Below are 23,016 nucleotides of genomic sequence, written 5' to 3'. Positions count from 1 at the left end.
GCTATATGTCCAGCGAATACGCCAAACAGCTCGGGGCCAAGCTCCGGGCCATCCGCACCCAGCAGGGCCTTTCCCTCCACGGTGTCGAGGAGAAGTCCCAGGGCCGCTGGAAGGCGGTCGTGGTCGGTTCGTACGAGCGCGGCGACCGTGCCGTGACCGTACAGCGCCTTGCCGAGCTGGCGGATTTCTACGGCGTTCCGGTGCAGGAGCTGCTGCCGGGCACCACGCCGGGCGGGGCCGCCGAGCCGCCGCCGAAGCTGGTCCTGGACCTGGAGCGGCTGGCCCATGTGCCCGCCGAGAAGGCGGGTCCCCTACAGCGGTACGCGGCCACGATCCAGTCGCAGCGCGGTGACTACAACGGCAAGGTGCTCTCGATCCGCCAGGACGACCTGCGCACACTCGCCGTCATCTACGACCAGTCGCCCTCGGTCCTGACCGAGCAGCTGATCAGCTGGGGCGTCCTGGACGCGGACGCACGCCGCGCGGTCTCCCACGTCGAGGAAGGCTGACCGCAGCCGCTTCAGCAGAAACGTGCCGCCGGGGTGGCCGGAACTTCATGGTTCCGGCCACCCCGGCGGCTTTCTGCGTCCCTGTCGACGCTCCCGTGGACAGGAACGCCGGAGGGCCCGCAGCGAGACCGCTGCGGGCCCTCCGGCGAATCCGTGCCTCTTACGCCTCGTCCCGGCGCAACGACGGCTTCAGGTCCTTCAGACGGCCGAGCAGACCGTTGACGAACGAGGGTGACTCGTCCGTGGAGAACTCCTTGGCCAGCTGCACCATCTCGTCCAGCACGACGGCGTCCGGGGTCTCGTCGACCCAGATCAGCTCGTATGCGCCGAGGCGCAGGATGTTGCGGTCCACGACCGGCATGCGGTCGAGCGTCCAGCCGACCGAGTACTGCGCGATCAGCTCGTCGATGCGCTTTGCGCGCTGCGCATAGCCCTCGACCAGCTGCATCGTGTACTCGCTCACCGGCGGCTGCCGGGTGTCGTCCCGGGAGAGCCGGATCCAGTCCGCGAGGACCGTCAGGACATCGGCGTCGCGCTGGTCGCCCTCGAAGAGGATCTGGAAGGCGCGCTTGCGGGCCGTGTTGCGGGCAGCCAATTTAGCTGTTCACCCGGCCGAGGTAGTCGCTCGTGCGGGTGTCGACCTTGATCTTCTCACCAGTGGTGATGAAGAGCGGCACGTTGATCTGGTGACCGGTCTCCAGGGTGGCGGGCTTGGTGCCGCCGGTGGAGCGGTCGCCCTGGACACCCGGCTCGGTCTCCTGGATCACGAGCTCGACGGCGGCGGGCAGCTCGACGAAGAGCACCTCGCCCTCGTGCTGCGCGACGGTGGCCATAAAGCCCTCGATGAGGAAGTTGGCGGCGTCGCCGACGGCCTTCCGGTCCACCATGAGCTGGTCGTACGTCTCCATGTCCATGAAGACGAAGTACTCGCCGTCCATGTACGAGAACTGCATGTCGCGCTTGTCGACAGTGGCCGTCTCGACCTTGACGCCGGCGTTGAAGGTCTTGTCGACGACCTTGCCGGAGAGCACGTTCTTGAGCTTGGTGCGCACGAAGGCCGGGCCCTTGCCGGGCTTGACGTGCTGGAACTCGACGACGGACCAGAGCTGGCCGCCTTCGAGCTTGAGCACAAGGCCGTTCTTGAGGTCGTTCGTGGAAGCCACGGTTGCGGAATCTCCTGGACTGACGTGGACGACCCCGGCGCAGGCGCACAGCTCAATCGCTAGAGCGCGAGCAGCTCCTTGGTCGTGATGGTGAGTAGCTCGGGTCCGCCGTCCGCCTCGGGGCGTACGACGAGCGTGTCATCGATCCGGACTCCGCCCCGGCCCGGGAGGTGGACCCCCGGTTCGACGGTGACCGGCACGCAAGCGTCCAGTTTACCCATGGCTGCGGGGGCCAGCTGCGGGTCCTCGTCGATTTCGAGCCCGACACCGTGGCCGGTGAGGGGGGCGAGGCCCTCGGTGCACCCCGCGGAGTCCAGCACCTGACGTGCTGCGCGGTCCACGTCGCGGTAGGCGGCGCCGGGTGCGAGGGTCTCCCTTCCGGCCCGCTGGGCGGCAAAAACGAGGTCGTACAGCTCGATCTGCCAGTCCGCGGGCGACGTGCCGATCACGAAGGTACGGCCGATCTCGCAGCGGTAGCCGCGGTACGTGGCTCCGAGGCAAACGGAAAGGAAGTCGCCCTCTTCCACCCGGCGGTCCGTCGGCCGATGGGCCCGGCGGCCGGAGTTCGGTCCGGTGGCGACGGAGGTGGCGAAGGCGGGGCCGTCGGCGCCGTGGTCGACCAGCCGGCGCTCCAGCTCCAGGGCGAGGTGGCGTTCGGTGCGGCCGACGAGGATGGACTCCAGGAGTTCCCCGAGGGCCTGGTCGGCGATCTCGGCGCCGATGCGGAGGCAGGAGATCTCCTCCTCGTCCTTGACGACCCTGAGCTGCTCGACGGCTCCGCCGAGGTCGGTGAGGCGCAGGCGGGGTACGACGGAGCGGATGGCCCGGTGGCGGGCCACGGTGAGGTGGTGTTCTTCGACGGCGAGCGCATCAGTCCCCTGGCCCGCGGCAAGGTCGGCTGCCGCGACCGAGGGATCGCCTCCGCTTCCGGGCAGCGTCTGGATGCGCAACGCCTCGTCGGGCCGGCCCTCCGTCGGTCGGCTCTCGGGCGGGCCCATGCACACCAGCAGGTCCTCGGTCTTGCCGAGCAGCAGGACGGCGTCCTGCGGGGCGGCGCCTGCGAGGTAGCGGACATTGGCGGGGCGGGACACCAGCGCGGATTGGCTGCCGCCGGCTTGGCAGCGTTCCCTGAGCCGGGCTCGGCGGGCCTCGTGGACCTCTGACATGACACGAGCGTAGGAGGGGTGGGCGGATTGTGCCGGTTGGGAGGGAGCCGTTCGGAGCAGGGGGCTGCCGCCGGAGGTTGTGCGCCGGGTGCGGGGCTGTGGGGGCTTGTCGCGCAGTTCCCCGCGCCCCTATGGGGCGACTACCACTGAGGTGGGCTGGCAATGGAACGTGCCAGTACGTCGTCCAGTAGCCGGGCCGTCTGCGGTACGTCCATCTGGGAGTTGTCGATGATCGGCAGACCCGAGCCGTACCAACCCGCCATGCGGCCGTGGATGCGGGCCACCTCCTCGTCGGTGAGGCGGCGGTTGCCTGAGCGTTCGGCGTTGCGCTCCAGGACGATGTCGAGGCCCGGGAGGAGGACGACGGGGAGGAGTCCGGGGCCGACGTGGCGCTTCCAGCCGCCGAGGCCTACGACGGGCCGGTCGGGGAAGACGGCGTCGTCGAGGATGCAGGAGATGCCGTTGGCCAGGAAGTTGCGGGCGGCGAAGCCGCAGGTGCGGCGGGCCAGGCGGTACTGGGCCTCCGAGTGGTCGTTCCACCCGGACTGCGGGTCGGCGAAGCCGGAGCGCACCCATTCGCGTACGTCGTCGAGGCTGATGTGGGCCGTGGGGACCCGTCGGTGGTCCGCCCAGTATTTGGCGACGCTCGTCTTGCCGGCGCCCGCAGGGCCGATGAGCAGCACCGCGAGGGTGGTGGTCGTGGGGTCGGCGGCGGCTGTGGCGGGCGGCGCGCTGGGCATGGCGACCGGGCCGCCGGGAGGCAGTGGCACATGGCCCGTGGTGTCGGGCGCGGGTGTGTGCTGCGGGACCGTGTGGTGCGGCGCGGGGCCGGGTGGGGGCGGCGCGGTGAAGCCCGGTGCGGAAGGCGGCGGGGGCACGGGCGCCGAGCCCTGAGCGGGATGCGGCGGGGGCATCGGGGCGGGCCCTTGGTGCGCGCCCGGTTGCTGTGCGGCCGGCAACCGGCCGGCGGCCGGTCCATGCCCCGGCTGGTGGGGCGGCGGCAGCGGAGAACCCACTGCGTGCTGCATCCGGTGCCACTCCGTCTCGTACAGGCAATTGGCGCTGGCAGCGGGGCGCGAACCCCGCTCCCTACCGAACGGTACCGTCCCCGGCCGCCGTTTGGTGAACGGCCGGGGGCAGTGCGAAGTGCCCATGCCCACAAGGCAAATCGGGCGTACGGCGCCCAGGTGGACTTACTCGCCCACTTCGCCGTACGCGGCGAGGAGCACGGCCGGGTCCGGTCCCTCCAGGACGGTGGGCTTGGCCAGTCCGTCGAGGACGATGAAGCGGAGCAGGTCGCCGCGGGACTTCTTGTCGACCTTCATGGTCTCCAGGAGCTTGGGCCACTGGTCGTAGCGGTAGTGCAGCGGGAGCCCGACGGATTCCAGGACGGTGCGGTGGCGGTCCGCCGTCGCGTCGTCCAGACGGCCCGCCAGTCGCCCCAGTTCGGCGGCGAAGTGCATGCCCACCGCCACCGCGGCGCCGTGCCGCCACTTGTAGCGCTCGTTCTTCTCGATGGCGTGCGCGAGCGTGTGGCCGTAGTTGAGGATCTCCCTGAGGCCCGACTCCTTCAGGTCGGAGGAGACGACCTCCGCCTTCACCTTGATGGAGCGCTCGATGAGCTCGGCCGTGTGCGGGCCGGCCGGGGTGCGTGCGGCTTCGGGGTCGGCCTCGATCAGTTCGAGGATCACCGGGTCGGCGATGAAACCGGCCTTGATGATCTCGGCGAGTCCGGAGACGTAGTCGTTGACCGGGAGGGAGTCCAGTGCGGCCAGGTCGCAGAGGACTCCGGCGGGCGGGTGGAAGGCGCCGACGAGGTTCTTGCCCTCGGCGGTGTTGATGCCGGTCTTGCCGCCGACCGCCGCGTCCACCATGCCCAGCACCGTGGTGGGGACGGCGATCCAGCGCACCCCGCGCAGCCAGGTCGCCGCGACGAAACCGGCCAGGTCGGTGGTCGCGCCGCCGCCGACGCCGATCACGACGTCCGTGCGGGTGAAGCCGGACTGGCCGAGCGCCTTCCAGCAATAGGCGGCGACGTCGGCGGTCTTGGCCTCCTCCGCGTTCGGCACCTGGATGGCGACGGCCTCGTAGCCCTGGCCTGCCAGGTCCGCGCGCAGTGCCTCGCCGGTCTCGGCGAGCGCCTCCGGATGGATGACGGCGACCCGCTTGACCCGGTCACCGATCAACCCGCCCAGTTCACCCAGGAGTTGACGGCCCACCAGGACCTCGTACGGATCGCTGCCCGCCGTGCCGCCGACCTGAATCCTGGTCACTGCCTCGCTCATGCTTCCTTCAACTCCAGTGCGTCCAGGACGGCTTGGGTGACTTCTTCGGGCGTACGGCCGTCGGTCGCCACGACCGCCGCGGCGACCTCCGTGTACAGCGAACGGCGGGCCTCCATCAGCTCGCGCCACTGCTTGCGCGGGTTGATGGCGAGCAGCGGGCGGGCCGCGTTCAGGCCGGTGCGCTTGACCGCCTCCTCGACGTCCATCGAGAGGTAGACGACACGGTGCCCGGCCAGCAGCGCACGCGTGTCGGGGTCCAGGATCGAACCGCCGCCGAGGGCGAGGATGCCGTCGTGTTCGGTCAGCGCGGTGCGCACCGCCCGCTTCTCGATCGCCCGGAAGACCGGCTCACCCTCGTCGACGAAGATCTCCGCGATGGTCCGGCCCTCGGCGGCCACGATGTCGTCGTCGATGTCCCGGTACCTGACGCCGAGCCGCTCGGCGAGCAGCTGACCGACGGTCGACTTGCCCACCCCCATCGGGCCGACCAGGACAACCGCAGGCACTGCGCTCACCGGATCGCCAGGTTGTCGAGGTACGACTGGACGTTGCGGCGGGTCTCGGCCACGTTGTCACCGCCGAACTTCTCCGCCACCGCGTCCGCGAGGACGAGGGCGACCATCGCCTCGGCGACGATGCCGGCGGCCGGCACGGCGGAGACGTCGGAGCGCTGGTGGTGGGCCTGAGTGGCCTCGCCCGTGGTCACGTCCACGGTCTGGAGGGCCCGCGGCACGGTCGCGATGGGCTTCATCGCCGCGCGCACCCGCAGCAGCTCGCCGGTGGTCAGACCGCCCTCGGTACCGCCGGAGCGGCCGGAGACACGCCTGATGCCCTCGGGCGTGTTCACGATCTCGTCGTGCGCCTTGGAGCCGGGCACCCGGGCCAGCTCGAAGCCGTCGCCGACCTCGACGCCCTTGATCGCCTGGATGCCCATCAGCGCACCGGCCAGGCGGGCGTCCAGCTTGCGGTCCCAGTGCACATGCGAGCCCAGGCCCACCGGCACGCCGTACGCCAGGATCTCGACCACACCGCCGAGGGTGTCGCCGTCCTTGTGGGCCTGGTCGATCTCCGCGACCATCGCCTTCGACGCGTCGGCGTCCAGGCAGCGCACGGGGTTCGCGTCCAGCTTCTCCACGTCGGCCGGGGTCGGGTACACCCCGTACGGGGCCTTCGCGCCGGCCAGCTCGACGACGTGCGAGACGATCTCGATGCCCGCCGTCTCCTTCAGATACGACCGGGCCACCGCGCCCAGCGCCACGCGGGCCGCCGTCTCCCGGGCAGAGGCACGCTCCAGGATCGGCCGGGCCTCGTCGAAGCCGTACTTCTGCATGCCGGCGAGGTCGGCGTGGCCGGGTCGCGGGCGGGTCAGTGGGGCGTTGCGGGCGAGCCCCGCGAGGATCTCGGGGTCGATCGGGTCGGCGGCCATGACCTGTTCCCACTTCGGCCACTCGGTGTTGCCCACCATGACCGCGACCGGCGAGCCGAGGGTCAGGCCGTGCCGGACGCCGCCGAGGAAGGTGACCTCGTCCCGTTCGAATTTCATCCGGGCACCGCGTCCGTAACCGAGCCGCCGACGCGCCAAGTGGTCCGCCACCATCTCCGTGGTGATCGGCACGCCGGCGGGAAGGCCCTCCAGCGTCGCGACGAGTGCGGGGCCGTGGGATTCCCCCGCGGTCAGCCAGCGCAACCTGCTCAACGGTCCTCCTGGGTGCTCGCGCCCTGGTACTGCCTTGCGTATGCGCGTCCTCGCATACGGCAACGGCGTGACCAGGTGCGCGGCCCTGGCCCGCCACCTCCGATCCTCCCACGTCCGTGGCCCGGGTCCGGCCGCCGGTCCAGCAGGCGGACGACATACGGCAGCGCCCGCCGCCGGAGGGCGTCACGCGGAGCCGTCGCCCTGACGCTGCTGCGGGGCGTACACGCCGAGGTAGTCGGCCCCGCGGCCCTGCCCGTACTGCGCCGCGGCATGCACAGGCACTCCCTGGCGCACCGCACGCCGGTGGGCGATCCTGCGCTTCAGCTTGATGCCCCAGGAAGCGACGACGGCCAGCACGACCAGCGCGAGCACGGCGATCTGCACCCAGTCCGGCATGAACTGGAGCACGGCCTCGAGAACCTCGCCCTTGCCTGATGCCAGCGGCATGCCTGTGACCATGGATGTCTCGCCCCTCCGGTCCGCCCCCTGCGGAACCGGAGAGGATCCTAGCGCGCGTCGAGCATGTGTTCGCCTGCGTTTCGCATGGCGTCCAGCGGCGCCGGGGCGAGCCCCGTCATCTGCTCCACCTGGAGCACCGCCTGGTGCAACAGCAGGTCGAGCCCACTGACGACGGCCCCGCCGTACGCCGACCAGCGCGCCGCGAGCGCGGTCGGCCATGGGTCGTAGAGGACGTCGAACAGGGCGGCGGGCCGCTCCGGTACGGCGGAGGCGAGGGCGTCGGTCGCACCGGCCGGGGTGGTGGCGATGACCAGCGGACGGTGCAGTGCCTCGGCGGCGTCCGCCCAGTCCGCCGTACGAACCTCGACGTCGAGCCGCTTGCCCCACTGCCGCATCTCGGCGGCACGGGCCTCGCTTCGGACGTAGGCGACCACTTCTCCGGTGCAGATCCGGGCCAGCGCCGCCAGCGCGGAGGATGCGGTCGCGCCGGCGCCGAGGATCGCGGCGGAGTCGACCTGTTCGATCCCGCGCTCGTGCAGCGCGGCGACCATGCCGGGGATGTCGGTGTTGTCGCCGAGGCGACGGCCGTCCTCGGTGAACACGACGGTGTTGACGGCCTCGACCGAGGCGGCCGTCTCACTGATCTCGTCGAGCAGCGGAATGACCGCCCGCTTCAGCGGCATGGTCAGCGACAGTCCCGCCCACTCCGGCCCAAGGCCCCTGAAGAACCCGGGCAGGGTCGCCTCGTCGACCTCGAACCGGTCGTACGACCAGCCGGCCAGCCCCAGCGCCTCATAGGCCGCGCGGTGCAGTACCGGGGACAGCGAATGAGCGATGGGCGAACCGAGTACGGCGGCCCGGCGGGCTTCAGTTGCCCGAGCTGTCATTGAACCTGTCCTTGAGCCTCGCGCATCCGGCCTGCGGCGGCGGGAAAACTGCTGTCTGACGACCCTTGCGGTTCATATTGTCCTCGCGTCTTGATCCTTTGTCACGCGAGGAGATTCCGCACCATCACCTCAGCCGCCGTTCCTGGACTCGTTGAACTCGGCGACCAGCTTCTCGTGCTCCGCGAGCGTCTTCGTGAACTTGCTGGTCTTGCCGTCCAGCGAGATGAAGTAGTACCAGCCGTCCTTCGTCGGGTTGAGCGCGCCCTTGAGCGCTTCCTCGCCGGGGTTGTCGATGGGGCCGGGCGGCAGCCCCTTGACGTAGTACGTGTTGTACGGATTGTTGTACTGCTTCAGCTCGGCGATCGTCAGGTCGATCTTGCTCTGGTTCTTCACGTAGTTGTACGTGGAGTCGAACTCCAGGGCACCGTACGTCTGCGGGTTCCCGGCCTTGAGGCGGTTGTAGACGACCTCGGCCATCTTGCGGAAGTCGTCATGGCTCGTGCCCTCGGCCTGGGCGAGGCTCGCCACGGTGAGCAGCTCCCAGGGGCCGTCGAGACCCAGGCTCTTGGCCTTCTTCTCCAGGCCGAGCTCTTCGTACGTGTCGTTGGCCCGGGCGACCATCTCTTTCAGGATGGTCTCCGGCTTCTGCCCCTTGCTGACCGCGTAGCTGGAGGGGTAGAGGAACCCTTCCAGCGGGTCCTTCAGGTTCGGGTGGTCCAACGCCCAGTCGGGCAGCCCGAGGTCCTTGTACTTGGCCTTCGCGGCCTTCGCTGTGGTACCGCTCGCCACCCCGAGGCGCTTGTCGATCTCCCCATAGATCCTCGTGTTGCGCGAGCCCTCGGCGATGATCAGGTTGTTCTGGCTCTTGGGGTCGAGCATCAGCTCGACGGCGCTTGCGGCGGACATCTCCTTCTTCAGCAGGTAGGCGCCCGCCTGGATCTTGTCCCCGTCGGGATTCTGCTGCTGAGCGGAGATGAACGCGTCGACGCTCTTCACGACACCGGCCGTTTTCAGCCGCCGCCCGATCTCGGATCCGAACGCACCCTTGGGGATCTCAACGGTCACCGACTCGCCCGTGCCATCACCCGCATAGTCCGGGGCCGCGCCGAAACGATCCTGGTAGAACTGGTAGCCGAAGTACCCGACACCGGCCAGACCGCCGCCGAAGACAAGGACGACCACCAGGCAGGCGCACCCGCTGCGGCGCTTCTTGGGCTTGCCGCCCCTGCCCCGCCGGTCGGCACGCCCGGGCTCGTCGGAGTCGTCGTCATCGTCCCCGCCCGCGAAGAAGGCGTGCTCACCCTGGTCGGGGCCGGGATCCCAGTCGGTCCGCTGCTCCGGCTCCTCGCGACGCCTGCCCGGCGGCTCCGGCGGCGGGTATGCGTCCGGTGTGCCGTAGTAGTCGGGCTGCTGCCCGTCGTAGCCCGCGGCCTGCTGGGCGTACGGGTCCGCGGGGTCGGGGTACGGGGCTTGGGCGTGTGTACCGGTGGGCCAGCCGTTCTCGTCGTACTGCTGGTGCCCCTGGTTGCCGTACTGCTGCTGGTTGTACTGCTGCTGGTACTGCTGCGCCTGGCCGTATCCGGCCTGATCGCCGGTGCCCCAGTCGCCGTACTGCGGCTGCTGCGGCTGCTGCGGATAGTGCTGCGGCTGGCCGCCGTAGGCAGGCTGCTGACCCGAGGGGGCCTGCTGCTGCCCTTCCCATCCGCCGTCCCCGAACAACGGGTCCTCCGGATGCCACGGTTCGGAGCCTTGGCCCCGGCCATACTCAGTCATCGATCCCCTAGAGCCGCGAGGCGGCGGTCGCGCGGCTGTTCGACTCGGCTTCCGTCCCGCCTCTTTTTGTGCGGCAGCTGTTCGAACACCGCCGCATCGCGCGGAACGTTACCGTATCGCGATCAGATGACCACTTCGACGCCCTCGCCCGGGGCTTTACCTGACACCCGTTCGGATTCGAGCGCCTGCTGAAGGATAATCACAGCGGCGGCCTGGTCGATGACGGCCCGGCCCTTCTTCGACTTCACGCCCGAGGCGCGCAGTCCCTGACTGGCCGTCACCGTGGTCATACGTTCGTCCACGAGTCGGACAGAGACCGGCGCGATCCCTTGGGCCAGGTCCTGGGTGAAGGCGCGGACCTTGACCGCGGCCGGGCCCTCGCCCCCCTTGAGGGAGCGAGGGAGACCGACGACGACCTCGATCGGCTCGTACTCCTCGACCAGTTGCTTCAGTCGGCGGTGGGCCGCCGGGATGTCACGTCCCGGGACCGTCTCCACCGGTGTGGCGAGGATCCCGTCGGGGTCGCACGAGGCGACCCCGATGCGGGCGTCCCCGACGTCGATCGCGAGTCGACGTCCCCTTCTCATCACTTGGCCGTTTCCGCCACAAGGCGCTCGACGGCGTCGACGGCGTCACCGATGGCGGCCGGGTTCTGGCCGCCGCCCTGGGCGACGTCCGGCTTGCCGCCACCGCCGCCACCGAGGGTCTTGGCGGCAGCACGGACCAGCTCGCCGGCCTTCAGACCGCGCTCGCGGGCGGCCTCGTTGGTGGCGATGACCGTCAGCGGCTTGCCGCCCGCCACCGTGAACAGGGCCACCACGACGGCCCGCCCGCCCTGGATGCGGCCGCGTACGTCGAGGACCAGCTTGCGCAGGTCGTCGGCGGTCGTGCCGTCCGGGACCTGGCCGGTCACGACGGCGATGCCGCGTACGTCCTTGGCGGACTCGGCGAGACCGGCGGCGGCCTGCAGCACCTTCTCGGCGCGGAACTTCTCGATCTCCTTCTCGGCGTCCTTCAGCTTGCCGAGCATGGCGGAGACCTTCTCCGGGAGTTCCTCCGGACGGCCCTTGATCAGCTCCTGGAGCTGGGCGACGACCGTGTGCTCACGGGCCAGGAAGTTGTAGGCGTCCACACCGACCAGGGCCTCGATACGGCGCACCCCCGAGCCGATCGACGATTCGCCGAGCAGCTTCACCAGGCCCAGCTGGGCGGTGTTGTGGACGTGCGTGCCGCCGCACAGCTCCTTGGAGAAGTCGCCGATGGTGACGACGCGGACCCGCTCGCCGTACTTCTCGCCGAACTCGGCGATGGCACCCTGCTTCTTGGCCTCGTCGATGCCCATGACATCGGCGCGGACGTCGAGGTCGCGGGCGAGCACCTCGTTGATCTTCTGCTCGACGTCGGTCATCACGGCCGTGGGAACGGCTGACGGCGAGCCGAAGTCGAAGCGGAAGCGGCCGGGCTGGTTCTCGGAACCGGCCTGGGCGGCCGTCGGGCCGAGGGCGTCGCGCAGGGCCTGGTGGGTGAGGTGCGTGGCCGAGTGGGCACGGGCGATGGCGGTGCGCCGTCGGTTGTCGATCGAGGCCTGGGCCTTGGCGCCCACGGTGACCTCGCCCACCTGGACGACGCCCTTGTGGACGTACACGCCCGGGACCGGCTTCTGGCAGTCGCGGACCTCGATGACGGCGCCGGTGTCGACCTTGATGCGGCCGGTGTCGCCGATCTGGCCGCCGCCCTCGGCGTAGAAGGGGGTGCGGTCGAGGACGATCTCGACCTCGTCGCCCTCGGTGGCGGCGGGCGAGGAGACACCGTCGACCAGGATGCCGACGACGGTGGACTCGCCCTCGGTGGCGGTGTAGCCGATGAACTCGGTCTCGCCGGCGGTGTCGGCGATCTCGCGGTAGGCGCCCATGTCGGCGTGGCCGGTCTTCTTGGCCCGGGCGTCGGCCTTGGCACGCTCCCGCTGTTCCTTCATCAGGCGGCGGAAGCCGTCCTCGTCCACGGCCAGGCCCTGTTCGGCGGCCATCTCGAGGGTGAGGTCGATCGGGAAGCCCCAGGTGTCGTGGAGCAGGAACGCCTTGTCGCCGGTGAGGACCGTGCCGCCGGCGGCCTTGGTCTCGGTGACGGCGGTGTCGAGGATGTTGGTGCCGGCCTTGAGCGTCTTGAGGAAGGCGTTCTCCTCGGCGACGGCGACCTTCTCGATGCGCTCCCGGTCGGTGACGAGCTCGGGGTACTGCTGGCCCATCGTCTCGATGACCGTGTCGATCAGGTCCTTGACGACCGGACCGGTGGCGCCGAGGAGGCGCATGTTGCGGATGGCGCGGCGCATGATGCGGCGCAGGACGTACCCGCGGCCCTCGTTGCCCGGCGTGACACCGTCGCCGATGAGCATCACGGACGTCCGCATATGGTCGGTGACCACGCGCAGGGAGACGTCCGAGTCGTGGGCCTCGCCGTACTCGACGCCGGTCAGCTCGGTGGCCTTCTTGATGACGGCCATGGAGGTGTCGATCTCGTACATGTTCTGCACGCCCTGCAGAATCATGGCGAGCCGCTCCATGCCGAGGCCCGTGTCGATGTTCTGGCTCGGCAGGTCGCCGAGGATCTCGAAGTCCTCCTTCGAGGTGCCCTCGCCACGCTCGTACTGCATGAAGACGAGGTTCCAGATCTCCACGTACCGCTCGTCGTTGACGGCCGGGCCGCCCTCGACGCCGAACTCGGGGCCGCGGTCGTAGTTGATCTCGGAACACGGACCGCAGGGGCCCGGGACGCCCATGGACCAGTAGTTGTCCGCCTTGCCGAGGCGCTGGATGCGCTCCTTGGGCACACCGACGACGTCGTGCCAGATGCGCTCGGCCTCGTCGTCCTCCAGGTACACGGTGATCCAGAGCTTCTCCGGCTCCAGGCCGTAACCGCCCTTGTCCTGGGGGCTGGTGAGCAGCTCCCAGGCGTACTTGATGGCGCCTTCCTTGAAGTAGTCGCCGAAGGAGAAGTTGCCGCACATCTGGAAGAACGTGCCGTGCCGCGTGGTCTTGCCGACCTCTTCGATGTCGGGCGTGCGCACGCACTTCTGCACGCTCGTGGCGCGGGCGTACGGCGGCTTGACCTCACCCAGGAAGTAGGGCTTGAAGGGCACCATGCCGGCCGGGACGAGGAGCAGAGTCGGGTCGTCCGCGATGAGCGACGCCGAAGGGACGACGGTGTGACCGCGCTCCTCGAAGAAGCTCAACCAGCGGCGGCGGATTTCAGCCGACTCCATCAGTGGTCCTCATTCCGGTTGTACGAGTGCCTCGTCCTGTCGCTGTCGACGGACTTCGGGATGTTGCGGTTCTCGATGGCGGCGAAGCGCCGGGGTGCGGGAAGTTCGGGGTTCTCGTTGATCCCCAGCGCATCCCCCAACTCGGCCTCCCGCTGGGCCATGCCGTCGCGGACGTCGAGCGCGAAGCCCACCGCACGGTCCTTGAGCCGGTGACCGGCCTCGAGCGCCTTGTTGGCCGCGCTCGCGGCGAGGCTCTCGGGGGTCAGCTGCTTCAGCTTGCGGTTGACCTTGGTGGTGGCCCACACACCGGCGGCGACGCCCGTGCTGAACCAGAACGTACGGCGGAACATCGGTTCCCTCAGTCCTTCTTGGTCCGGTTGTTCCGCTTCGCCCGCCGCGCGGCCGGGACGGTGCGGCCCACGATCACGGTACGCCGGGGCTCCTTCGCGGGCACGTCGTCCTTACGGCCGCCGATGGCCCGGCGCACGCCGTAGCCGAAGGCCGCGACCTTGACCAGGGGGCCGCCGAAGGTGGAGGCGACGGTGGTCGAGAGCGCGGACGCGTTCGACGTGACCTCCTGGACGTCCGATGCGATCGAGTCGACCCGGTCGATCTGGGTCTGCGCGGAGCGCACCGCCGAGGAGGCGTCTGCCAGGAGCGGGACGGCCTGGTCGGTCACGTCCGCGACGAGCTTGGTGGTCGCCTTGAGCGTCTGGGCCAGCCTCACCAGTGCGACGGCGAGGAAGGAGACCAGGATCGCCCAGAAGACGGCCACCAGGATCCCGGCCACCTCTCCACCGGACACTGTGTGCACCCGCTCCCTGAAACGTGCGTCTACATCGAAAAGTCGTGGGTCGAGCCTATCGCGCCGGGCATGCCGCTCCGTACCGGATTACGGCCCGCGTGGACGTGAGTTGCGCGAAGCGATTGTACGGACTGAATACGGTTCAGTACGCTCCGTGTTCTGTGTGCAACCATCAGCCGAGCGCTACGGCCGGTCACGGAAATCTGCCTCTGGCACTCGACGCGTTCGTGGGCCGCGCGGCCGAACTCGCCGATCTGGCCCGGATGCTCGATGCCTCGCGGCTGGTGACGGTGACGGGGGTCGGCGGGGTCGGCAAGTCGCGGCTGGCGGCGCAGGCGGCCGCCCGGTCCACGCCCCGGGACGGTGTGTGGCGGGTCGAGCTGGCGCCGGTGCGCGATCCGGAGTTCGTCGACCATGCCGTCGTAGAGGCGCTGGGGCTGACCGACCACACCACGCGTGCGCCGCGCGAGACGCTGCTGGCGCATCTCGCCGTGCGTCAACTCCTGTTGGTCCTCGACGGTTTCGAGCATCTGGTGGACGCGTGCGCGGAGCTGGTTACCGATCTGCTGCGGCGGGCGCCGGGGCTCAGGGTGCTTGCCGTGGGGCGCAGACCGCTGACCGTGGCGGGCGAGCGGGTGCTGCCGCTGGCGCCGCTGGGCGAGGACGAGGCCGTCGAGCTGTTCACCGAGCGGGCCGCGGTCGCGGTGCGGGACGATCCGGACGTACGGGAGCTCTGCCGGCGTCTGGACGGGATCCCGCTGGCGATCGAGCTGGCGGCGGGGCGGCTGCGGGCGCTGTCTCCGGGGCAGTTGCTGGAGCGGCTCGACGACCGGTTCCGGCTGCTGACCGGCGGCGGACGGGATGCTCCGCCGCGCCATCAGACGCTGCGCACGGCGATCGGCTGGAGCCATGAACTGTGCACGCCCGAGGAGCGGTTGCTGTGGTCGCGTCTTTCGGTGTTCGCGGGACAGTTCGACCTGGAGGCCGTCGAGTACGTGTGCAGCGGCCAGGGCCTGCACGCCGACGACGTCCTCGACGCCCTCACGGAGCTGATCGCCCAGTCCGTGGTCGCACGCGAGGAGACGGCGACCGGCGTGCGCTACCGGATGCTGGACACGGTCCGGGCGTACGGCGCCGAGTGGCTGGAGGCGACCGGGGACGCCGACCGGCTGCGGCGGCGGCACCGCGACTGGTACATCGGCCTCGCGACCTGGTGCGAGCTCGACTGGTTCTCACCGCGCCAGGGCGAGGTCGCCGCGCGCGTCGAGGCGGAGCTGCCGAATCTGCGCTCCGCCCTGGAGCACTGTCTGGGCGAACCGGACGACGTACATCTGGGCCAGTACCTGGCGGGCTCGCTGTGGTTCTGCTGGGCGGGCTGTGGCCGGCTGTCGGAGGGCCGGCACTGGCTGGAGCAGGCGGTCCAACTGGACTCGGGCCACGAGCAGTCCCGGCTGAAGGCGCTGTGGGTGCTCGGTTACGTGGCGATCCTCCAGGGCGACACGGTGCCCGCGCTGGCCGCGCTCCAGGAGTGCCGGGAGGAGGCGGAGCGCGCCGCGCACCCCACGGCAGTGGCGTACGCCGAGCATCGCACCGGCTGCCTCGCCCTGGTCACGGACGACATGGAGCGAGCGGAAACGCTGCTGCGCTCGGCGCTGGACCGCTACCAGGAGATCGGCGAGCTCAACAGCAACGTGCTGATGGGCCAGGTCGAGCTGGCGATGACGCGGGCGTTCCAGGGCGATCTGCCGGACGCGGTGCGGCTGTGCGAGGACGTCCGCCGGGTCTGCGAGGACCACGGCGAGCGATGGGCCGGGGCGTATGCGCTGTACGTCCTCGGGTACGCGGCCTGGAGCGACGGAGACCTGGCGCGGGCCCGCGGTCTGCTCACGGAATGTCTGGGCAGCGCCCACGCCTTCCACGACCTGCTGGGCTCGGTGCTGACGATCGAACTGCTGGCCCTGGTCACAGCCTCCGAGGGCGACCCGGCGGAGGCGGCCGTGCTCCAGGGCGCGGCGGCCGGCATGTGGCCCTCGGTGGGCCTGCGGCTGTTCGGCTCGGCCCACTACAACGCGCCGCACCAGCTGTGCGAGGCGATGGCCCGGGAGGACCTCGGCGACCGGCGGTACGAGGAGTGCGTACGGGACGGTGCCCGGCTCGGCAGGAAGACGGCGGTGAACCGGGCACTCGGGCGGCCCCTGCCCGCCCTGCCGACGCCGCGTGGTCCGGCACGGCACGGGCGGGGAGCCTCGGACACGCGCGAGCCCGCCGCCTCGCCCACCCGGAAGGGCGGGGAGACGGCGGGCTGATGCGCAGGTGGTGCTACGACCGCCGCTGGTTGATCAGCGGGCGTAGTACTCGACGACGAGCTGCTCGTCGCAGATCACCGGGATCTCCTTGCGGTTCGGCTCGCGGTCCAGGCGGAACGCCAGGGCGCCGAGGTTCACCTGGAGGTAGCGCGGGGTCTCGCCGTCGGGGGCGAAGCCACCGGCGCGGGAGACCTCGAACAGCGTCTTGCTGCGGCTGCGCTCGCGGACCATCACGACGTCGTCGGGCTTGACGCGGAAGGACGGCTTGTCGACCTTCTGGCCGTTGACCTCGATGTGGCCGTGGACGACCATCTGGCGGGCCTGGTAGATCGTGCGGGCGATGCCCGAACGCAGGACCAGCGCGTCGAGACGACGCTCCAGCTCGATGATCAGGGCCTCACCGGTCTTGCCCTGGACCTTGGAGGCACGCTCGTAGGCGCGGACGAGCTGACGCTCGGACACGTCGTACTGCGCGCGCAGACGCTGCTTCTCCAGCAGACGGACCTTGTAGTCCGAGTTCTGCTTGCGGCCACGGCCGTGCTCACCCGGCGGGTAGGGGCGGGCCTCGAAGTACTTGACGGCCTTCGGGGTCAGCGCGATGCCGAGGGCACGCGACTTCTTGACCTTGGGGCGGGACTGATTCGCCACTTGATCTTCCTTGTCTGTTTTCTTCGGCTCGTCAGGGTTATGGGAGGTCGCATCCGCAGCCGGGGAAACCCTCCTCGTCCTTGCGGACGGGGTGGGCAGCCGCTCCCCTGGTCTGGGCACATACGTGCAGCACGCGAGTGGCCCACCGACCGGTCCCGTCCTGCGACGAGTGGTGGTGGGCTGCCCGCGACACCATTCGATCGGTGCGCGACGCTCCTGGAACCCACTGGGGGTTCCGGCTGACCGTCCCGTTCTGACTGCACGGGACACAGCACTTCGAGGGATTCTACAGGGTGCTCAGGACCGCTTGCGACCGAGGTGTTTCCTGGTCCACTCGACGGCGTCCGCGTACCGCGCCTCCGCGCCGTGCCGGGTCGGCGTGTAGTACTCCCGGTCCTTGAGCTCCTCCGGGGCGTACTGCTGCTCGGCGATCCCTTCGGGCAGGTCGTGCGGATAGACGTACCCCTGCGCGTGCCCGAGCTTGGCCGCGCCCTTGTAGTGCCCGTCCCGCAGGTGCATCGGCACGGGTCCCGCATGGCCCTTGCGTACGTCGTCCATGGCGGCGCCGATGGCGGTCGTCGCGGCGTTGGACTTGGGGGCGAGGGCCAGGGCGATGGTGGCGTGGCTGAGGGTGAGGGCGGCCTCGGGGAAGCCGATCATGGCGACGGCCTGGGCGGCGGCCACGGCGATCGGCAGTGCGTTGGGGTCGGCGAGGCCGATGTCCTCGCTGGCGGAGATCATCAGTCGGCGGGCGATGAAGCGGGGGTCCTCGCCGGCCTCGATCATCCGGGCCAGGTAGTGCAGGGCCGCGTCGACGTCGGAGCCGCGGATGGACTTGATGAGGGCGCTGGCCACGTCGTAGTGCTGGTCGCCGTCGCGGTCGTACTTCACCGCCGCCCGGTCGACCGTCTCCTCGAGGGTGGTCAGGCCGATCTCCGTCTCGCCCTTGTCGAGCGCGGCCCCGGCGGCGGCCTCCAGGGCGGTCAGGGCACGACGGGCGTCGCCGCCGGCGATGCGCAGGAGGTGGGCCTCGGTGTCCTCGGGGAGGGTGACGGCGTCCTTGAGACCCCGCTCGTCGGACATGGCCCGTCTGATGAGGCCCCGCACGTCGTCGTCCGTGAGGGGTTCGAGGGTGAGGAGGAGGGAGCGGGAGAGCAGGGGCGAGATGATGGAGAAGTACGGGTTCTCCGTCGTCGCCGCTATCAGGGTCACCCAGCGGTTCTCGACGGCCGGGAGCAGGGAGTCCTGCTGGGCCTTGCTGAAGCGGTGGATCTCGTCGAGGAAGAGGACGGTCTCCTTGCCGAAGCCGCCGGTGGCGCGGCGGGCACCTTCGATGACCGCGCGGACCTCCTTGACGCCCGCGGTGATCGCCGACAGCTCCACGAAGCGCTTGTTGGTGGCCTTCGACACCACGTACGCCAAGGTCGTCTTCCCGGTGCCGGGCGGGCCCCAGAGGATCACCGAGGACGGTCCCGCCGGGCCTCCGCCCGACTCGCCGACCAGTCTGCGCAGGGGCGAGCCCGGCTTCAGCAGGTGCTGTTGGCCCACGACCTCGTCGAGGGTGCGCGGGCGCATCCGGACCGCCAGGGGGCTGCTGGACGGGTCCTTCTCCTGGCGTTCTTCTGCTGCGGCGGTGAACAGGTCGGGCTCCACGCTCAGAACCCTAAATCACCGCACTGACAATCCCGCCCGGCGTCAGCTGGTCCAGAAGTCCCACCAGCGGGTCAGGACCAGCATGCCGATGATGCCGATGTGCAGGACGGGGAGGACCCAGGTGAACTCGCCGAAGAAGCCCTTGAGCCAGTTCGGCGCGGGCAGGAAGCCCTTGCGGATGTTGAACGAGGTCACGTACCAGAACATGATGATCGTCGCGACCCAGGCCAGGCAGCACCACAGGCACAGCGCGTTGATCCGGTACAGGGACTGGAACATCAGCCAGGCGCAGAAGCCGACGCCGAAGAGGGTGCCGGCGTTGAAGGTCAGCCAGTACCAGCGCGGGAAGCGGGCGCGGGCGAGCAGGCTCATACCGACGCAGATGACGATGCCGTAGGCGACGAGTCCGAGCATCGGGTTGGGGAAGCCGAAGGCGGAGGCCTGGTCGCTCTCCATGATGCTGCCGCAGGAGACGACGGGGTTCAGGCTGCACCCGGGGGTGAACGTCTTGCCCTCGACCTTGGCCTCGAGCAGCTTGAACTTGTCGATCGTGATGACCCACGCGGCGAGCAGTCCGGCCGCACCGGTGATCACCAGCAGCAGGGCGAGGGCGCGGCTGCCGCCCTCGGACCGTGGCGGAGGTGCGGCACGCTCCGGCTCGGGGTCGGTGGAGACGTCTGTCACTGTCGTCTTGCTCATCTCGCCGATTCCGTCACTTGAGAGTTCGTGGACCTTCTTCCGGCACGCGCCATTGTGCCGCACGCACGCCTCTGTCCACCGTTCGGTGGACATAAGGAGGTACGCATGGTCGTCCCGGACCGTTCGGTTCAGGACGATGATCGATCGCATGACCACACACGCGAACGGACACGCGGTGGACGTACGGGGGCTGCGCAAGCAGTACGGGGACGTGACCGCGGTCGACGGCATCGATCTGGGCATTCACCGGGGCGAGGTGTTCGGCCTGCTGGGGCCCAACGGGGCGGGCAAGAGCACCACGGTGGAGATCCTCCAGGGCAACCGCGCCAGGGACGCGGGCGAGGTCCGGGTGCTCGGGGCGGACCCTGCGACGGGCACACGCGCGTGGCGCTCGCGGGTCGGAATCGTCTGGCAGGACGAATCGGCGCCCGCCGAGTTGACGGTCCGCGAGACCGTACGGCATTTCGCCCGCTACTACCCGAGGCCCCGGGACCCCGAGGAGGTCATCGGCCTGGTCGGTCTGGAGGAGAAGGCGAGCAGCCGGATCAAGGCGCTGTCGGGCGGGCAGCGGCGGCGGCTCGACGTGGCGCTCGGCGTGATCGGCGGGCCCGAGCTGCTGCTTCTGGACGAGCCGACGACGGGGTTCGACCCGGCGGCCCGGCGGCAGTTCTGGGAGCTGATCCGCAAGCTGGCCGACGAGGGCACGACGATCCTGCTGACCACGCACTACCTGGAGGAGGCGGAGGCCCTCGCGCACCGGCTGGCGATCATCTCCCGGGGTCGGGTGGTCGCCGAGGGCGAGCCCGCTGTCCTGCGGGAGCGTCATGGCACCGACGCCACCGTGAGGTGGACGGAGGCCGACGGCACCCAGCGCACCGAGCGCACGGTCACGCCCACCAAGACCGTCGCCGAGCTGATGCACCGCTTCGACGGCGAGATCCCGGGGCTGCTGGTGAGCCGCCCCACGCTGGAGGACGTCTATCTCCGGCTGACCGGACAGGAGGACGCTCGATGACCACGACCGCCGTACGAACCAGGACCGGGACGCGTCCGGAGCGGCTGCCGGGCGCCTGGGGGCTCGGCCTGCAACGGGGCGGCCTGGAGATCAAGCAGTTCTTCCGGCAGCGCGACCAGGTGGTGTTCACCTTCGCCTTCCCGGTGGTGTTCCTCTTCCTGTTCGCGTCGATCTTCAAGGACGATGTGGACGGCGCGGGCATCACCGCCTCCCAGCTGTACGTTCCGGCGATGATGGCCGCCGGCATCATGTCGACGAGTTTCCAGTCGCTCGGCATCTCGATCGCGATCGAGCGGGACGAGAAGGTGCTGCGCCGGCTGCGCGGTACGCCGATGCCTCCGGCGTCGTACTTCCTCGGCAAGATCTGGCTGGTTCTCGTCACCGGTCTCGTGGAGACGGCGATCCTGCTGCTCGTCGGAACGACCCTGTACGACGTCGACCTGCCGTCGGACGCCGGCACCTGGTTCGACTTCGCCTGGATCTTCGTGCTGGGTCTGACGGCGTGCGCGCTGCTCGGTATCGCGATCAGCTCGGTCCCCAAGTCCGGCAAGAGCGCGACCTCCGTCGTCGTACTCCCCTTCCTGGTCCTCCAGTTCATCTCCGGGGTGTACATCGCCATCGACACCATCCCGGACTGGATGCTGAACATCGGGGCGTTGTTCCCGCTGAAGTGGATGTGCCAGGGGCTGCGCGGGGTGTTCCTGCCGGAGTCGGCGCAAGTGCTGGAGCAGGCGGGCAGCTGGGAGCTGGGCAGGGTTGCCCTGGTGCTCGGGGCGTGGTGCGTCGGAGGATTGGCCCTGTGTCTGCTGACCTTCCGGTGGAAGAACCGGCGCGACGGATGAACGGTCCGGCAGAAGCCGGGGGCGCGTACACCTGGGACCGCTCGTTCCGGCTCTGGGACACGTACTTCGCGCTGATCTGGCTGGCCACCTTGGTCTCCGTGCTCGCCACGGGGTACCCGGGGTGGCCGGTCCGCGTGATCGCTGCCGTTCTGCATGCGTTGCTGGTTCCCCTGTACGTCTGGGTGGGGCGCCCCGTCCTGAGGGGCGATCCGCCCGACGAGCGGCGGGCACTGCGCTACCTGGCGGTGGCCGTGGCACTGTTCCTGACGTCGGCAGTACTCGTCGGTGAGACACGGCTGATGACCTTCGCACTCGTCCCCCAGTGCTTCATGACCCTGCGGATGCGGGGGGCGCTCATCGCCGTGGCGGTCATCAACCTCGCGCCCGTGGTCGGTTGGGCACTCCTGTGGTGGCCCGGCGACGAGGAGGTCTTCTTCAACGGACTGTTCGCCGTGGTTTCGCTCGCCTTCTCGGTTGCCGTCGGCAGCTGGGTCATCCGCATCATCGAGCAGAGCCAGGAACGGGCCGACCTGATCGCGGAGTTGGACGCGAGCCGGCACGAGATCTCCCGGCTCTCGACAGCGCACGGAGCGCTCGCCGAGCGGGAGCGGATGGCCAGGGAGATCCATGACACGCTCGCACAGGGCTTCACCAGCCTGCTGATGCTGACCCAGGCGGTCGAGGCCGAGCTCGACCGCGATGTGCCGCAGGCCCGCCGTCACCTGGCCCTGATGGACGAGACGGCCCGGCAGAACCTCGCCGAGGCCCGTGCCCTGGTCGCCGGGGGCAGTCCGGCCGACCTCGACGGCGCCTCGCTCCCGGACGCGATCGGCAGGCTCGCCGCACGCCATGACGCGACGCTGAAGGTGACCGGCCCGGTGCGCGCGCTGCCCGCCGGTCCCGAGGTGGTCGCCCTGCGTTCCTGCCAGGAGGGACTGGCCAACGCCCGTAAACACGCCGGGAGTTCGACAGCCGTCGCGATCGGGCTGGCGTACACGGACGACACGCTCACCCTGTCCGTACGGGACGACGGCTGCGGCTTCGACCCCGGTGCCGTACATGACGGGTACGGTCTGGCGGGGCTGCGCGCACGGGCCGCCGAGGTGGGCGGAACCGCGCAGGTCAGCAGCGCGCCGGGCGACGGCACCACGGTGACCGTCCGGCTGCCCGTCCCCGCCATGAAGAGTGAGGTCCCGTGATCCGGATCATCCTGGCCGACGACCATCCCGTCGTACGGGAGGGGCTGCGGGCGATGCTCAGCGCCGAACCGGACCTGGAGGTGGTCGCCGACGCGTCCAGCGGGCCGCAGGCGGAGGCGCTGGCGGCCGAGTTGCGGCCCGACATCGTGCTGATGGACCTGCGGATGCCGGACGGCGGGGGTGTCGACTCGATCGTGCGGATGACGGCGGCCGGGCTGGGCTGCCGGGTGATCGTCCTCACGACGTACGAGACGGACCGGGACATCCTGAGGGCGGTGGAGGCCGGGGCGGCGGGCTATCTGCTGAAGGACCTTCCGCGGGGTGAACTGGCCGAGGCGGTTCGCTCAGCGGCGCGCGGGGAGACCGTACTTGCCCCGTCGGTGGCGGCGCGGCTCGTCGACCAGCTGCGTACGAAGCCGGAGCGGCCGCGGCTGTCGGACCGGGAGACGGCGGTACTGCGACTGGTGGCCGAGGGGTGCACGAACGCCGATATCGGGCGCCGTTTGTTCATCGGCGAGTCGACGGTCAAGACCCATCTGCTGCGGGTCTTCGGCAAGTTGGGCGTGGACGACCGGACGGCGGCGGTGACGAGTGCGATGCGGTACGGGTTGCTGGACCAATGACGAAGGCGCCGAGTGCCTCGGAAGACACC

At 70.0% G+C, this 23,016-nt stretch carries 23 protein-coding genes; 6 read left to right on the top strand and 17 right to left on the bottom strand.

Features of this window, described 5'->3' with window-relative positions:
- Positions 1-5: 5 nt before the first annotated feature.
- The gene (gene bldD / locus KCH87_RS35375; RefSeq protein ID WP_210591856.1) at positions 6-509 is read left to right on the top strand and encodes a transcriptional regulator BldD; all 504 of its coding nucleotides are present in this window, start codon (positions 6-8) and stop codon (positions 507-509) included.
- Between the two features lie 160 nt (positions 510-669).
- On the opposite strand, the gene nusB is transcribed toward bldD, so the two are convergent.
- From nusB to KCH87_RS35305, 14 genes are all read right to left on the bottom strand, one after another.
- Positions 670-1,104: a transcription antitermination factor NusB gene (gene nusB / locus KCH87_RS35370; protein ID WP_210591853.1), complete on the bottom strand. Its 435-nt coding sequence runs from the start codon at positions 1,102-1,104 to the stop codon at positions 670-672.
- A 1-nt stretch (position 1,105) separates the two neighbouring features.
- Positions 1,106-1,672, bottom strand: coding sequence for an elongation factor P (gene efp, locus KCH87_RS35365; protein ID WP_210591851.1), 567 nt, complete (start codon positions 1,670-1,672; stop codon positions 1,106-1,108).
- A gap of 59 nt (positions 1,673-1,731) precedes the next feature.
- On the bottom strand, positions 1,732-2,838 hold the full coding sequence (locus KCH87_RS35360) for an aminopeptidase P family protein (RefSeq protein WP_210591848.1): 1,107 nt from the start codon (positions 2,836-2,838) through the stop codon (positions 1,732-1,734).
- A gap of 140 nt (positions 2,839-2,978) precedes the next feature.
- On the bottom strand, positions 2,979-3,866 hold the full coding sequence (locus KCH87_RS35355; protein WP_210591845.1) for a Pro-rich N-terminal domain-containing protein: 888 nt from the start codon (positions 3,864-3,866) through the stop codon (positions 2,979-2,981).
- 165 nt (positions 3,867-4,031) lie between these two features.
- A complete protein-coding gene (gene aroB / locus KCH87_RS35350) occupies positions 4,032-5,123 on the bottom strand; it encodes a 3-dehydroquinate synthase (RefSeq protein WP_210591843.1) in 1,092 nt (363 codons plus the stop codon).
- Positions 5,120-5,638, bottom strand: a complete 519-nt coding sequence (locus KCH87_RS35345; RefSeq protein WP_210591840.1) for a shikimate kinase — start codon at positions 5,636-5,638, stop codon at positions 5,120-5,122. The genes aroB and KCH87_RS35345 overlap by 4 nt, the downstream gene beginning before the upstream one ends.
- Positions 5,635-6,819 (bottom strand): chorismate synthase, encoded by a 1,185-nt coding sequence (gene aroC, locus KCH87_RS35340; protein WP_210591837.1) that lies wholly within the window; start codon positions 6,817-6,819, stop codon positions 5,635-5,637. Before aroC ends, KCH87_RS35345 begins: the two co-directional genes overlap by 4 nt.
- Positions 6,820-7,002: 183 nt before the next feature.
- Positions 7,003-7,266, bottom strand: coding sequence for a hypothetical protein (locus tag KCH87_RS35335; protein WP_247197294.1), 264 nt, complete (start codon positions 7,264-7,266; stop codon positions 7,003-7,005).
- 59 nt (positions 7,267-7,325) lie between these two features.
- On the bottom strand, positions 7,326-8,165 hold the full coding sequence (locus KCH87_RS35330) for a shikimate dehydrogenase (protein ID WP_210591831.1): 840 nt from the start codon (positions 8,163-8,165) through the stop codon (positions 7,326-7,328).
- Positions 8,166-8,294: 129 nt separating this feature from the next.
- Positions 8,295-9,938: an endolytic transglycosylase MltG gene (gene mltG, locus KCH87_RS35325; protein WP_210591828.1), complete on the bottom strand. Its 1,644-nt coding sequence runs from the start codon at positions 9,936-9,938 to the stop codon at positions 8,295-8,297.
- Between the two features lie 122 nt (positions 9,939-10,060).
- Positions 10,061-10,525, bottom strand: coding sequence for a Holliday junction resolvase RuvX (ruvX, locus tag KCH87_RS35320; protein ID WP_210591825.1), 465 nt, complete (start codon positions 10,523-10,525; stop codon positions 10,061-10,063).
- On the bottom strand, positions 10,525-13,197 hold the full coding sequence (gene alaS / locus KCH87_RS35315; RefSeq protein WP_210591822.1) for an alanine--tRNA ligase: 2,673 nt from the start codon (positions 13,195-13,197) through the stop codon (positions 10,525-10,527). The genes ruvX and alaS overlap by 1 nt, the downstream gene beginning before the upstream one ends.
- Positions 13,197-13,547 carry a hypothetical protein gene (locus KCH87_RS35310; RefSeq protein ID WP_210591820.1) on the bottom strand — a complete coding sequence of 117 codons (351 nt, stop codon included), beginning with the start codon at positions 13,545-13,547 and terminating at the stop codon, positions 13,197-13,199. The genes alaS and KCH87_RS35310 overlap by 1 nt, the downstream gene beginning before the upstream one ends.
- Before the next feature lie 8 nt (positions 13,548-13,555).
- Entirely contained in the window at positions 13,556-14,011 is a 456-nt protein-coding gene (locus KCH87_RS35305; RefSeq protein ID WP_210591816.1) for a DUF948 domain-containing protein, read from the bottom strand.
- Positions 14,012-14,163: 152 nt separating this feature from the next.
- Between KCH87_RS35305 and KCH87_RS35300 the strand changes: the two genes are divergently transcribed.
- Positions 14,164-16,308 (top strand): AAA family ATPase, encoded by a 2,145-nt coding sequence (locus KCH87_RS35300; protein WP_210591813.1) that lies wholly within the window; start codon positions 14,164-14,166, stop codon positions 16,306-16,308.
- 33 nt (positions 16,309-16,341) lie between these two features.
- Here KCH87_RS35300 and rpsD read toward each other — a convergent pair whose 3' ends face one another.
- The 3 genes from rpsD to KCH87_RS35285 all read right to left on the bottom strand — a co-directional run bounded on the left by rpsD (position 16,342) and on the right by KCH87_RS35285 (position 19,308).
- Complete coding sequence (gene rpsD / locus KCH87_RS35295) at positions 16,342-16,956, bottom strand: 30S ribosomal protein S4 (protein ID WP_019066381.1); 615 nt, start codon at positions 16,954-16,956, stop codon at positions 16,342-16,344.
- Between the two features lie 297 nt (positions 16,957-17,253).
- A complete protein-coding gene (locus KCH87_RS35290; RefSeq protein ID WP_210591811.1) occupies positions 17,254-18,609 on the bottom strand; it encodes a replication-associated recombination protein A in 1,356 nt (451 codons plus the stop codon).
- A gap of 42 nt (positions 18,610-18,651) precedes the next feature.
- Positions 18,652-19,308, bottom strand: a complete 657-nt coding sequence (locus tag KCH87_RS35285) for a vitamin K epoxide reductase family protein (RefSeq protein WP_210591809.1) — start codon at positions 19,306-19,308, stop codon at positions 18,652-18,654.
- Between the two features lie 148 nt (positions 19,309-19,456).
- Between KCH87_RS35285 and KCH87_RS35280 the strand changes: the two genes are divergently transcribed.
- The 4 genes from KCH87_RS35280 to KCH87_RS35265 are packed head-to-tail and all read left to right on the top strand — an operon-like array spanning position 19,457 to position 22,987.
- The gene (locus tag KCH87_RS35280; RefSeq protein WP_210591807.1) at positions 19,457-20,323 is read left to right on the top strand and encodes an ABC transporter ATP-binding protein; all 867 of its coding nucleotides are present in this window, start codon (positions 19,457-19,459) and stop codon (positions 20,321-20,323) included.
- On the top strand, positions 20,320-21,165 hold the full coding sequence (locus KCH87_RS35275; RefSeq protein WP_210591805.1) for an ABC transporter permease: 846 nt from the start codon (positions 20,320-20,322) through the stop codon (positions 21,163-21,165). The genes KCH87_RS35280 and KCH87_RS35275 overlap by 4 nt, the downstream gene beginning before the upstream one ends.
- Complete coding sequence (locus tag KCH87_RS35270) at positions 21,162-22,364, top strand: sensor histidine kinase (RefSeq protein ID WP_210591803.1); 1,203 nt, start codon at positions 21,162-21,164, stop codon at positions 22,362-22,364. The genes KCH87_RS35275 and KCH87_RS35270 overlap by 4 nt, the downstream gene beginning before the upstream one ends.
- Complete coding sequence (locus tag KCH87_RS35265; protein ID WP_210591801.1) at positions 22,361-22,987, top strand: response regulator transcription factor; 627 nt, start codon at positions 22,361-22,363, stop codon at positions 22,985-22,987. Before KCH87_RS35270 ends, KCH87_RS35265 begins: the two co-directional genes overlap by 4 nt.
- The last annotated feature ends 29 nt before the right edge of the window (positions 22,988-23,016 follow it).

Source organism: Streptomyces sp. GESEQ-35 (genome assembly GCF_017948485.1).
Lineage (GTDB): Bacteria > Actinomycetota > Actinomycetes > Streptomycetales > Streptomycetaceae > Streptomyces.
The sequence above is the reverse complement of the archived record's forward strand: the minus strand, read 5'-3'. Positions and strand labels throughout refer to the sequence as shown.